Source organism: Pseudobutyrivibrio ruminis, assembly GCF_015057245.1.
Lineage (GTDB): Bacteria > Bacillota > Clostridia > Lachnospirales > Lachnospiraceae > Pseudobutyrivibrio > Pseudobutyrivibrio ruminis_E.
Map to the genome: position 1 here is coordinate 73,129 of NZ_SVET01000009.1, position 12,277 is coordinate 85,405.

12 protein-coding genes are annotated in these 12,277 nt (G+C 38.9%); all 12 read left to right on the forward strand.

Annotated features, from left to right (window positions below; all coding sequences use genetic code 11):
• Window positions 1-3: 3 nt before the first annotated feature.
• From E7274_RS09130 to E7274_RS09185, 12 genes are read left to right on the forward strand one after another with little or no spacing between them, the layout of a single operon-like run.
• The gene (locus E7274_RS09130) at window positions 4-783 is read left to right on the forward strand and encodes a flagellar biosynthetic protein FliR (protein ID WP_044934144.1); all 780 of its coding nucleotides are present in this window, start codon (window positions 4-6) and stop codon (window positions 781-783) included.
• A complete protein-coding gene (gene flhB / locus E7274_RS09135) occupies window positions 783-1,916 on the forward strand; it encodes a flagellar biosynthesis protein FlhB (RefSeq protein ID WP_304175431.1) in 1,134 nt (377 codons plus the stop codon). The genes E7274_RS09130 and flhB overlap by 1 nt, the downstream gene beginning before the upstream one ends.
• Before the next feature lie 28 nt (window positions 1,917-1,944).
• A complete protein-coding gene (gene flhA / locus E7274_RS09140; protein ID WP_304175432.1) occupies window positions 1,945-3,996 on the forward strand; it encodes a flagellar biosynthesis protein FlhA in 2,052 nt (683 codons plus the stop codon).
• 5 nt (window positions 3,997-4,001) lie between these two features.
• Window positions 4,002-5,390, forward strand: coding sequence for a flagellar biosynthesis protein FlhF (gene flhF / locus E7274_RS09145; RefSeq protein WP_304175434.1), 1,389 nt, complete (start codon window positions 4,002-4,004; stop codon window positions 5,388-5,390).
• A complete protein-coding gene (locus tag E7274_RS09150; RefSeq protein ID WP_044934154.1) occupies window positions 5,391-6,266 on the forward strand; it encodes a MinD/ParA family protein in 876 nt (291 codons plus the stop codon).
• A 3-nt stretch (window positions 6,267-6,269) separates the two neighbouring features.
• The gene (locus E7274_RS09155) at window positions 6,270-7,013 is read left to right on the forward strand and encodes a flagellar brake protein (RefSeq protein WP_304175436.1); all 744 of its coding nucleotides are present in this window, start codon (window positions 6,270-6,272) and stop codon (window positions 7,011-7,013) included.
• A 3-nt stretch (window positions 7,014-7,016) separates the two neighbouring features.
• Window positions 7,017-8,225, forward strand: coding sequence for a chemotaxis-specific protein-glutamate methyltransferase CheB (gene cheB / locus E7274_RS09160; RefSeq protein ID WP_304175438.1), 1,209 nt, complete (start codon window positions 7,017-7,019; stop codon window positions 8,223-8,225).
• Window position 8,226: 1 nt separating this feature from the next.
• Entirely contained in the window at window positions 8,227-10,326 is a 2,100-nt protein-coding gene (locus E7274_RS09165; RefSeq protein ID WP_090394025.1) for a chemotaxis protein CheA, read from the forward strand.
• A 14-nt stretch (window positions 10,327-10,340) separates the two neighbouring features.
• Window positions 10,341-10,808 carry a chemotaxis protein CheW gene (locus tag E7274_RS09170; RefSeq protein WP_044934166.1) on the forward strand — a complete coding sequence of 156 codons (468 nt, stop codon included), beginning with the start codon at window positions 10,341-10,343 and terminating at the stop codon, window positions 10,806-10,808.
• 12 nt (window positions 10,809-10,820) lie between these two features.
• Window positions 10,821-11,435 (forward strand): chemotaxis protein CheC, encoded by a 615-nt coding sequence (locus tag E7274_RS09175; protein ID WP_044934169.1) that lies wholly within the window; start codon window positions 10,821-10,823, stop codon window positions 11,433-11,435.
• A gap of 13 nt (window positions 11,436-11,448) precedes the next feature.
• Window positions 11,449-11,937: a chemotaxis protein CheD gene (locus tag E7274_RS09180; RefSeq protein ID WP_074790400.1), complete on the forward strand. Its 489-nt coding sequence runs from the start codon at window positions 11,449-11,451 to the stop codon at window positions 11,935-11,937.
• A 28-nt stretch (window positions 11,938-11,965) separates the two neighbouring features.
• On the forward strand, window positions 11,966-12,268 hold the full coding sequence (locus tag E7274_RS09185) for a hypothetical protein (RefSeq protein WP_044934175.1): 303 nt from the start codon (window positions 11,966-11,968) through the stop codon (window positions 12,266-12,268).
• The last annotated feature ends 9 nt before the right edge of the window (window positions 12,269-12,277 follow it).

The window sequence follows — 12,277 nt, forward strand, 5'->3', positions numbered from 1 at the left end:
TGGATGTTTAGTATTGATTTTACATTACAAAATTTTGAATACTTTTTATTGCTCCTTACCCGCATATCCATGTTTGTAGTAGTGGCGCCTTTTTTCAACACAAGTAATACGCCGGCCAGAGTAAAAATTGGTTTTTCGGCACTTGTTTCACTGCTTCTTTATTTTGTAGTTGATTTTAGCGCCTTGGATTATTCTACTGTTACAGGATATGCTTTTTTAGTTGTTCAAGAAGCAATAACAGGGCTATTAATTGGATTCAGTACATATTGCTGCAATTTCATTATCCTGTTGGCTGGTAACATGATAGACATGAATATAGGTCTATCCATGGCTCAGGAGTACGATCCGACACTTCAGACAGAGGTTTCTGTTACAGGTACCTTATACAACAATTTCATTATGATTTTTCTTGTATTGTCTGGAATGCATAGATATATCTTTAAGACATTTTGTGATGCGTACACACTGATTCCAATTGGTGGAACGATTTTTAGATGGGATTCCCTTCTTAGTTCTACCATTATGTTTATTACAGAAATCTTTGTAATAGCATTTAGAATTATTCTTCCAGTATTTGCTGTAATTATGATACTTAATGCAATACTTGGAATTATGGTTAAGGTTGCTCCACAGATTCATATGTTTTCTGTTGGTGCACAGCTTAAAATTATCGTTGGTTTTGTAGTATTGTTCTTAACAATTTTCCTATTACCAGACGTTGCTGCATTTATTTTCAAAGAAATGAAAAAGATGCAAACTCTATTTATTCAGGGGCTTTATTGATGAGGGATAATTATCAGGTTTTAATTCCATATAATCTTCAATTCTTTGCTCCAGATGGTGAAGGCGGAGAGAAGACTGAACAACCTACCAGTAAAAAGCTTTCTGATGCTAGAAAAGAAGGCAAGGTTGCAAAAAGTAAGGAAATTGTTAATGGTATTGCGTTGCTGGGATTCTTTTTGGGACTAAGATTGTTCCTTGGATTTGCAGGAACTCGTATAGAAGATATATTTGCATGGATATATGCTATAATACCAGATATAGTAGCTATGAATGGTGATGGTATGACTATTTCCACAATAAGTGGAATATTTAGAATCCTTGTAGCGAAGACTTTTATTGTTCTTTTACCATTTTTAGCTATAGGTTTTGTGACAGGATTTGTTGCTAATCTTGTGCAGGTAGGATGGAAGCCTACTATGAAACCATTAGAGCCAAAGCTTAATAAATTTAATCCTGTCAGTGGATTTAAACGTATTTTTTCAAAGCAATCAATTGTTAACCTTTTGATGGCATTGGCAAAGATATTTTTAATAGTTTACATTGCTTATACCAGTATTAAGGATCAGGCTAATAACTTATTTATTTTATATGATGTTGCTTTAAAACAAGCGCTGAGCCTTATTTTCCAGATTATCGTGGATACTGGTATGAAGATTAGTATAGTGTATATAGTTCTTGGCTTTGCTGATTATGCATATCAACGCTGGAAATTCAATGATGATATGAAAATGACCAAGCAAGAAGTCAAAGATGAGTATAAGAATTCCGAGGGAGATCCTCAGATTAAAGGACAGCAGAGACGTAGGATGATGGAAAGCTCGCAAAGGCGTATGATGCAAAATGTGCCTCAGGCTGATGTAGTTATTACAAACCCTACACACTTGGCTGTTGCAATTTTATATGACAATGAAAAGGATGAAGCTCCGAAAGTTGTTGCTAAAGGTGAAGATTATTTAGCAAAACGAATCAAAGAAGTGGCAGCAGAAAATGATGTTCCAATCATGGAAAACAAGCCACTTGCCAGAGCGCTATATGCAACGGTAGATGTGGATGAGGTTATTCCTCCTGAGCTATATCAGGCTGTTGCTGAAATCCTTGCAGTTGTATATACACAGCGAAATAAAGCTGTTTAGAAATAATTTTTGAGAAAGGGGGATGCTTATGGATTTAACTGCTTCAGTTAAAAAGGCTGACGTTGGTATTGCATTGTATTTGCTAGCTGCAGTTACATTCTTTGTAATTCCTATCCCCAATTTTATCCTTGATATAATGATTGCTTTCAACATTTCAATAGCACTCATTATATTGATGAATGTATTGTTTGTGCAGGAAGTTTTGGATATGTCATTCTTCCCTACACTATTACTTTTTACAACTATTTTTAGAATTTCCCTTAACGTTTCATCTACCAGATTGATTCTTTCAACTGGAGATCCAGGTAACGTTGTATCTACATTCGGTAGTTTCGTTGGTGGTAACAACCTGGTTATTGGTGCCATCATTTTCCTTATTTTGATTATCATCCAGTTCATGGTTATCAATAAAGGTTCTGAGCGTGTAGCTGAAGTATCAGCACGATTCACTTTGGACGCTATGCCTGGTAAACAGATGGCTATCGATGCGGATTTGAATACCGGAGCCATTGATGATGCAGAGGCCAAAAGACGAAGAGACAAGATTCAAGAAGAATCAGCCTTCTTTGGAGCTATGGACGGTGCTACAAAGTACGTAAAGGGAGATGCTACAGCAGGTCTTATTATTACAGTTATCAACCTTGCTGGTGGTACAGTCCTAGGAATTATAAATCAAGGACTGCCATTTGCTGAGGCGATTCAGCAGTTTGGTATTCTTACAATCGGTGATGGCCTTGTATCGCAGATCCCTTCGCTTTTGATATCTCTTTCAACAGGTATTCTTGTTACAAAGGGCTCAAAGGCAGCAGATTTCTCTGGAACTTTGGTAAAGCAGTTATTTGGAATACCAAAGGTTTTATATATTGTCGGTGGAGCTATGGTTTTCCTTGGAATAGCCACACCTCTTAACTGGGTATTGTTCCTTGCTTTTGGTGCAGCATTTATTATCACAGGATATTCTATTTCAAAAACTCTCGGCGAGGAGGAGATAGAGCAGGAGGTTGCTGCAGAAGAAACCGAGGCAGAGGAAATTCGAAAGCCGGAAAATGTTGTTTCATTGCTTCAGGTTGATCCGATTGAGCTAGAGTTTGGTTACGGTATTATCCCTCTTGCGGATGTTAATCAAGGCGGCGATTTGTTGGATCGAGTTGTTATGATTAGGCGACAGATTGCACTTGAATTAGGTACTGTAGTTCCTATTATTCGATTGCGAGATAATATTCAGCTTAATCCAAATCAATACATTATTAAGATTAAGGGTATACAGGTAACAGAAGGAGAAATCCTTTTTGATCATTACATGGCCATGAATCCAGGTTACGTTGAAGAGGAAATTACAGGTATTCCTACTTTTGAGCCTTCATTCCATCTTCCAGCTATTTGGATTACAGAAAGTCAGCGTGAAAGGGCAGAATCACTTGGATACACAGTAGTAGATCCACCATCAATTATTGCTACACACCTGACCGAAGTTATTAGAAGTCATATAGCAGAATTGCTTACTCGCCAGGATGTTCAAAATCTTATTGATAATCTTAAAGAGAGCAATCCAGTTATTGTTGAAGAGCTTATTCCTAAGCTGCTTGGATTGGGCGATGTTCAGAAGGTATTGCAGAATCTTCTTTCAGAAGGAGTTTCAATCAGAGATTTGCTTTCTATTTTCGAAGTATTGGCAGATCATGCAACAACTACTCATGACACAGACGTACTTACTGAGTATGTTCGTCAGGGATTGAAACGAGCAATATCAGGCAGATATTTTGCACCTAATGAGGTCACTCAAGTAATTACTGTTGATCCTAAGGTTGAGCAGGATATTATGGCATCAATTAAACAGACGGAACAAGGAGCATATCTTACACTTGATCCAGAACGTATTAAAGCAATTATTGCTTCCCTTGAGGAAGAAATCAAAAAACTTGAGGATATGGGAAAAACACCTATTGTTGTTACATCTCCAATAGTTCGAATGTATTTCAAAGGTTTAACACAAGATTATGTAAAGGATCTTATCGTTGTTTCCTACAATGAAATTGATTCAAATGTTGAACTTTCATCTGTAGGCATGGTAACAGGGTAGAATAAATGACTATTAATAAGTATACGGGAAAAACTGAAGAAGAAGCTATGGAAAAGGTCCGCAAGGAACTTGGAAGTGCGGCTGTCATAATGAATGTAAAGGTGGTAAAGCCTAAAGGACTTGGTGGTCTTTTTAAGGGAAACACATATGAGGTTACAGCGGCTGTAGAAGACGATGGATTCTCTAATGATGCAAAAGCTTTTGCAGTTCCTACTCAGCAAGAACCACAGGTGGAGGCTACTGCGGAGCCTAAGACAAGCACCTTTGAGGCTGTTGCAGATGATGCGATCAAACTTAAGGACGCTTTTTCTGCTGTAAATGAAGTACTTGAGAAACAGGAAGCTGCAAGTAAAGATTTTGAGCCACTTTTTGATACTGCACCTAGAGCTCAGGTTTTTGAACCTACTTACTCAAAGCCAGTGGGAGCTCGCCCAGTGCAGCCACAGCCAAAGCCAGCAGCACCTACATACAGTGAGCCGGCTCCAAAGCCTACCGTAAAAAGAGAAATGCCACAGAGAACTGCGGTTAATGACTTTGATGATAGCATTCAGGTAAAGCATGGAAATTCAAAGCCATCTATTGACGGCGATAATCATGTATTTGTTAAGATGCTTTACAACGTTCTTCTTGAAAATGAAGTTCAAGAAAAATACATCAATCAGGTCCTTGAGGATATGGATAAGGTGCTTCAAACAAGCCATTCTTTAGATAATTTGCTTTCAAATGTATATCAAAAAATGGTTCTGAAGCTTGGCACTCCAACAAAGATTGAGCCAGGAGAGAGAAGACCAAAGGTTGTATTCTTTATTGGACCAACAGGCGTTGGCAAGACTACAACAATCGCTAAAATAGCCTCAAAGTTTAAGGTTGAAGAAGGCAAAAAAGTTGGACTTATCACAGCTGATACATATCGTATGGCTGCTGCAAATCAGCTTCAGACTTATGCAAATATTCTCGGTGTTCCTTTAAATGTTATTTACTCTGCTGATGAGCTTCTTGATACAGTTAAAAAGCAGAGCAGAGAATACGAGGATTTGGACGTTATTCTTGTTGATACCATTGGTTTTTCACATAAAAACGAAGAGCAGCGACAGGATACAAAGAAGCTTATAAATGCACTTGATGGTTTCTATGATACAGAAGTATATCTTGTGCTTTCAGCTACAACAAAGCATAGAGATTTAATTGATATTGCCGATTCCTACATGGAATTTGCTGATTTTAACTTGATTTTTACTAAGCTTGACGAAACAAAGTGCCTTGGCAATATTTTCAACATGAAACAATATACAAAGGCTCAGTTATCTTATATTACTGTAGGACAAAATGTACCAGACGACATTGAAATCCTTAACACCCAGAAGCTGGTAAAACAGTTATTGGGAGGAAATTAAATGGATCAAGCTGAAAATTTACGAAATGTTATAAAAGCTCAAAACATACGAAGTGTTGAGAGAACTAAGGTTATCACCATCACATCTGGAAAAGGTGGCGTTGGCAAGTCCAATATGGCAGTTAATCTGGCAGTTCACTTTACACGTATGGGCAAGAGAGTAATCATTCTTGATGCAGACTTTGGCCTTGCAAATGTGGAGGTTATGTTTGGAACCTTGCCTAATTACAATCTATCAGATGTAATTTTCAAGGGAATGAGTATCCGAGACATTATAACTACAGGCCCAATGGGGATTGGCTTTGTATCAGGAGGTTCAGGAGTTGTGGGTCTAAACAACCTAAATCGTGAACAAATTGCGTTTTTAGTCCACAACCTATCACTTTTAAATGATTTATGTGATATTCTTATAATAGATACAGGTGCGGGGGTTTCAGATCAAGTTCTAGAATTTGTTCTTGCATCCCCTGAAGTGGTTTTAGTATCTACACCAGAACCAAGCTCACTTACAGATTCTTATTCTTTGATGAAGGCACTATACAAAAGCCCTAAATATTCAAAGGAAGGCACTAATGTTCATTTGGTTGCCAATAAAGTTGAAAGTGAAGCCGAGGCAAATGCGGTCTATACCAAATTGCGTTCAGTGGTTCAAAAGTTCCTGGGGGGAGATTTGGATTATCTAGGATATGTGCCTTACGATAATCAGCTGGAGAAGGCTGTTAGAAATCAAAAGGTAGTATCTCTTGAATATCCATCTTCAAGAGCTGCGAAGAATTTTGAATCATTGGCTGCGAAGCTATTGAAAAAGGATGATAACACCCACTTTAGATGGGGTGTTTCTCATATATTTAACTCATTGTTGAAGGATAGGGCATAGCTTATGGAAATTATAGATCTAAGACCTGGCACACCTATTGAATTTTCAATTGCCAGCACAAATTCTGACATTGAAAACAATATCGAAGAGGATCGAAGTATTTATATCTCTAGTGTTTTTGGCGTTACAAAAAAAGGAGAAATAATATTCCACATTCCTACTCGAAAGGGACACACTGTAACAATACCAATGAATGTCCCATTTAATGCAGTTTTCAATACAAAAAAAGGATTATTTCAGCTTTCCGGTGAAATTACAAAACGTGGAAGGCTTGAAAACTTTCCAGTATATGTTTTTGTTCCTAGCACTAAGCTTTCAAAGGTTCAAAGGCGTGACTTCTTCAGATTTCAGTGTCTAATTCCTGTAAAGGTTTTACCAATACCGCAGGATGTGGCAATTCTTCCAAACATGGATTTAGTAGAAGATGATTTGGAAAAATATGGTAATACATATGGAGCTCCAGTATCAGGAAATATTCTTGATTTAAGCGGAGGGGGAGCGAAAATCAATGCAAAGACCGATATAAATACTGATAGATATATGTATGTGTCTTTTAAACTCAAGACTCGCACGATAGACCAAACAATTAATGTTATAGCAAGACGCATCAAAACTGAATTTAAAAGCGACTCTGGTACATACGAACATCGTATAGAATTTTTGTTCAAAGAGCCGGAAGATAGGGAGACTATTATAAAGTACATTTTTGACGAGGACCGACGTTTAAGAAAAAAAGATCAGGGGTAAAGAATGTATAAGATTTTAGTTGTTGATGACTCTGCACTCATGAGAAGGATTATCTGTGATATTATAAACGCGGATAATGATTTTCGTGTAATCGACGTTAGTGCAGACGGCGAGGCCGCTTACAACAAAATAAAGAACAATTCTTACGATTTGGTTGTGCTGGATATGGTATTGCCAAAGCTTCCAGGTGTTGCACTCCTTGAGAGGCTTTACAATGAAAAAGTACCATGTAATGCAGTTCTAATCAGTTCTTCCTTAAAGGAGGATGCTGACAGCACGATGAAAGCTATGGAATATGGTGCTTTAGATTTTGTAGTTAAGCCTATTCGTTCTAGTGGTGAGACAAGAGAAATCTTTGGCAAACAATTAGTAGAATCTCTACACAATGTTATTAAATCTAGAGCTTTCAAACCATCATCTTCAAAGACTGGGTTTGCATCAGCTACCCAAGCTATTGGAGAATCAAGAAGGAATACTGTTGAAAGGCTTGCAGGAGTTCGTAGTAGGCTTGCAGAGACAAAGGGAGTTGGTAGTGCGCAAACCAATCCACCAGAAACAAAAGCTCAGCCTATAGCAAAGCCATTAGTATCTAATGATAGACCAACAGTACCAAAGGGCACCGGAGTTAGAACCAAAAAGATTATAGCTTTGGCTTGCTCAACAGGAGGTCCACAGGCGCTACATACTTTTGTGCCAATGCTTCCTGCAAACCTATCTGTACCGCTTGTTCTGGTTCAGCATATGCCAGAAGGCTTTACAGCTTCACTAGCTGCGAGACTTGACCAAATCTCCGGCATCAAAGTGAAAGAAGCGGAAGATGGAGAATTCTTTAAACCAGGTGTTGTTTATATCACTCCTGGAGGTAAGCACATGAAAATCTGCGAAGACGGAAGTCACGCAGCCTATTGTCAGCTTGATGACAGTCCACCTGTAAATAGCTTGAAGCCATGTGCAGATGTAATGTATCAGTCATTGGCAAAATCAAGCTTTGATGAGATTATTTGTGTTGTGCTTACAGGTATGGGCGCAGATGGTTCAGAGGGTATTAGATATTTGAACCAGTACAAAAAGACTTACGTTATTTCGCAAGAAGCTTCCACATGTGTTGTGTATGGAATGCCGAAGGCGGTGGAACAGGGCGGATTATCAAATGAAGTTGTTCCACTTAAATCAGTAGCAAATTCAATAGTAAAGAAACTTGGAGGTTTGTAAGATGGATGTAAGTCAGTATTTAGATATCTTTATCGACGAGACAAGTGGTCATATTCAGAGCCTTTCCGACAATATTATGGAGTTGGAAAAGGAGCCAGATAACAAGGATGTTGTTAATGAAATCTTCCGTGCAGCTCACTCTTTAAAGGGTATGGCTGGTACAATGGGATTCAAGAGAATGCAGCATCTTACCCATGATATGGAAAACGTTTTCCAGGAAGTTAGAAACGATAATGTAAAGGTTAATTCTTCACTTATCGATATTCTTTTCAAGTGCTTGGATGCTATCGAAGCATACTTGGATACTGTTAAAGCGACATCTAATGAGGGTACAGAAGAAAATGAAGCCCTTATTAAGCTTTTAAATGATTACCTTACACAGGCTGAAGGTGGTGAAGCACCAGCAGATGCAGCTCCTGCAGAATCAGCAGAGCCAGCAGCTGAAGCATCATCAGACGCAGCAGATGGCCCATTATTCAAGCAAATTAAGCTTGATCCTGAGGCTATTGAAAAGTTAAAGGGCGAAAAGCAGTTATATGGATTTACAATCCATATCAACAAAGAATGTTTGCTTAAGGCAGCTAGAGCTTTCCTTGTATTCAAAGCAGTTGAAGACTTTGGTACAATTATGGCCTTTGATCCTAGTTCTTCAGATATTGAAGATGAGAAATTCGAATTTGATTTCTCATTTATCTTATCTACAGAAGCAGAATTAGATCCAATTCTCGAGGCAGTTAAGGCTGTTTCTGAAATTGAATCTGTAGAGGCAGAAAAAGTAACACCTGAAATGTACGAAAAGAAGGAAGAGGAAGCAGCACCAGCAGAAGCAGCTCCAGCAGAGGCGGCAGCACCTGCAGCACCAGCAGCACCTGCACCAGCACCAGCTGCTAAGCCAGCAGCACCTGCAGCTAAGGCAGGTGGCAAGAATCAGCCTGCTAACAAGCCAGTTACTTCTCGTACAATTCGTGTAGATATTGAAAAGCTTGACGCTTTGATGAACCAGGTATCCGAGCTTATTATTGCAAAGAACTCACTTGCTTCTCAAAGCAATGCATCTGGCGAGATTGATGGCCAGACATTACATGAAAATATCGAATACCTCGAGAGAATTACAACAAACCTTCACGAGTCAGTTATGAAGGTTCGAATGGTTCCAATCGAATCTGTAGTTGCTAAATTCCCTCGTATGATTCGTGACCTTGATAGAAAACTCAATAAGCCAATGGAGCTTGTTATGACTGGTGAGGATACAGAGCTTGATAGAACTGTTGTTGATCAGCTTGGTGATCCACTTCAGCATTTACTTCGTAACTCTGCTGACCATGGTATTGAGTCTCCAGAGGATAGACGCGCAGCTGGCAAGCCAGAAAAAGGAACAATTTTCCTTAACGCTTTCCAGGAAGGCAACAACGTTATCATCGAAGTTGGTGATGATGGTGGCGGAATTAACACAGATAAGGTTCGCGACAAGGCTGTTGAGCGTGGATTAGTTACACCAGAAGAAGCAGAGAACCTTTCACAGAAAGAGATTATCGACTTCCTGTTTATGCCTTCATTCTCTATGGCAAAGCAGATTACAGATATCTCTGGTCGAGGCGTTGGTCTTGACGTTGTTAAGAGTAATATCGAAGCACTTGGCGGTGATGTAACTGTTAAATCAGTTATGGGTGAGGGATCTACATTTACAGTTAGACTTCCACTTACACTTGCTATTATTCAGGCTCTTATGGTTGAAATCAGAGATGAAAAATATGCAATCGCACTTGCTTCAATTATGAACATTGAAAATATACCTAAGTCTGAAATCAAGTACGTTGAATCTAAGGAGGTTATCCACCTTAGAGGACAGGTTATTCCTCTTATTCACTTGGATAATATTCTTGATTTGGAGCCAAAGGAAAGCGACGAAGATACAATGACAGTTGTTATTTGTAAGAAGGGTGATACTCTTGGCGGTATTATCGTTGACAACCTTATTGGCCAGTTAGAAATCGTTATTAAGTCACTTGGTAAGCTTGACAACAACAAACTCATCAGCGGTGCTACAATCCTTGGTGATGGTGAAATCGCTATGATTCTTGATGTCAATGCGGTTATTTAATAGGAGGTGAGACCATGTCAGATTTAGCTATGTATGATGTAGTTGAAAAAGAAAAAAAGCAATACATTGTAGTAAAAATAGGTGGCGAGCATTATGGTATCGACATTTCCTATATTGATAACATTGTTCGTATGAGTAAAATCACAAGAGTTCCAAAGGCTCCTTCTTACTACAGAGGAGTTATCAATCTTCGAGGCGAAGTTGTTCCAGTTATGAGTCTCCGTAGAAGAATGAATCTTGATGATGATGAGTTTACAGATGCATCTAGAATTATTATCCTTAAGCTTGATGGCGGCGGATTAATGGGTGTTATCGTAGACGAGGTTAAGGAAGTTCTTTCATTATCAGAGGATGATATTGAGGCTCCATCATCTACACTTAAGAGCAAGAACTCATTCATTAACGGTGTAGGAAAGAATGGAGATGAGCTTATTTCTATTTTCGAAATTAGCTCAATTATTGGGGAGAACGATGCTTCTTAAAGGGAGGTAAGTATGCTCACATTAGATGAGGTTAATTCAAAATATTTTGACGTTCTCAAGGAAATAGGTAATATTGGCGCTGGCAATGCAACAACTGCCATCGCCAATATGCTTGGCCTAAGAATCGATATGAGCGTTCCAGAGGTGGCTTTTTTGCCAGTGGAGGATTTAGGCTCAGCGATTGGAGCAGAGGACGAAATTATAGTAGGCATTATGCTTGGTGTTGAACAGGACATCGATGGTTCCATGATGTTCCTTATGGATATGGCATCAGCTCATCATATTGTTAACAAGCTTATGATGAGAGATGATAGCTATGCTGAGCCATTCGACGAGATGGATTTATCTGCTATTAAGGAAATCGGTAACATTATTGCAGGATCTTATTTGTCCGCACTTTCAGGACTTACAAATCTTACAATTGTTCCTTCAGTACCTTTTGTAGCAGTAGATATGGCAGCAGCTATTCTTTCTGTGCCTGCAGTACAATTTGGTATATTCGGAGATAATGCGCTGATGATCAATACAGAATTCTCTGATGATTTGGGAATCAAGGGGCATTTTATTTTGATGCCAGAAGAAGATTCTTATGCGAAAATATTAACGGCACTTGGTGTACCAATCTAAGGAGAGTGAGAGTATGGGGCAGATGATTAAAGTCGGCATGGCCGATCTAAAAATATGTAAAGCTCCGGATGCACTGACTACTATTGGTCTCGGTTCGTGTATTGGAATTGCATTATATGATCCATCTACAAAAATTACTGGCTTGGCACATATAATGTTGCCTGATAGCACAGCTATTCGCAACAATTCAAATATTGCGAAGTTTGCAGATACAGGCATACAGAAACTTTATGATGATATGCTTAAAGCTGGGGCAAACAAAATGAAGCTAGTGGCAAAAATAGCAGGGGGCGCTAAGATGTTTGAAATGCCTGGCGCGTCCGCTGCTGGCATTAATGTCGGGGAGAGAAATGCAGAGGCTTCAAAAGCGAAGCTAAAGGAGCTTGGAGTTAGGCTTGTTGCAGAAGACTGTGGCTTGAATTATGGTCGTACAGTTGAGATTTATAGCGAAACTGGAGAGTACTATATAAAAGCAGTTGGCAAAGAGCTTAAGATTATTTAAAATATATAATAAGTGGTTGGAGGAACAAATGAATACTAAGCCTATTCCTATAATAATTACGCTAGCAGCAGCGCTTATATCTTGTGTTGTTTCAATTGTACAAAGGGCTGGCTTTTCAGTTTTCCTCAGCCGTCTAGTTATTGTAGTTGCCATTTTTTTAGTAATGGGAACTATCATTAAAATGGTGCTTGATTATTCCTTCCGCACATTAGAACCACCAGCTTCCATTGATGATCAATTGGACGGCGTAGTTCCAGACGCAGGGGATATAGAGCAAACAGAAGAAATCGACACCACAGAGGACAACTCGTTAGAATCAGAGGAAGGCTAAATATTTCTG

Bases quoted from the DNA above. Each gene is read 5' to 3' on its own strand.
- E7274_RS09130 (WP_044934144.1), top strand. From the start codon at position 4: ATGTTTAGTATTGATTTTACATTACAAAATTTTGAATACTTTTTATTG.
- flhB (WP_304175431.1), top strand. From the start codon at position 783: ATGAGGGATAATTATCAGGTTTTAATTCCATATAATCTTCAATTCTTT.
- flhA (WP_304175432.1), top strand. From the start codon at position 1,945: ATGGATTTAACTGCTTCAGTTAAAAAGGCTGACGTTGGTATTGCATTG.
- flhF (WP_304175434.1), top strand. From the start codon at position 4,002: ATGACTATTAATAAGTATACGGGAAAAACTGAAGAAGAAGCTATGGAA.
- E7274_RS09150 (WP_044934154.1), top strand. From the start codon at position 5,391: ATGGATCAAGCTGAAAATTTACGAAATGTTATAAAAGCTCAAAACATA.
- E7274_RS09155 (WP_304175436.1), top strand. From the start codon at position 6,270: ATGGAAATTATAGATCTAAGACCTGGCACACCTATTGAATTTTCAATT.
- cheB (WP_304175438.1), top strand. From the start codon at position 7,017: ATGTATAAGATTTTAGTTGTTGATGACTCTGCACTCATGAGAAGGATT.
- E7274_RS09165 (WP_090394025.1), top strand. From the start codon at position 8,227: ATGGATGTAAGTCAGTATTTAGATATCTTTATCGACGAGACAAGTGGT.
- E7274_RS09170 (WP_044934166.1), top strand. From the start codon at position 10,341: ATGTCAGATTTAGCTATGTATGATGTAGTTGAAAAAGAAAAAAAGCAA.
- E7274_RS09175 (WP_044934169.1), top strand. From the start codon at position 10,821: ATGCTCACATTAGATGAGGTTAATTCAAAATATTTTGACGTTCTCAAG.
- E7274_RS09180 (WP_074790400.1), top strand. From the start codon at position 11,449: ATGGGGCAGATGATTAAAGTCGGCATGGCCGATCTAAAAATATGTAAA.
- E7274_RS09185 (WP_044934175.1), top strand. From the start codon at position 11,966: ATGAATACTAAGCCTATTCCTATAATAATTACGCTAGCAGCAGCGCTT.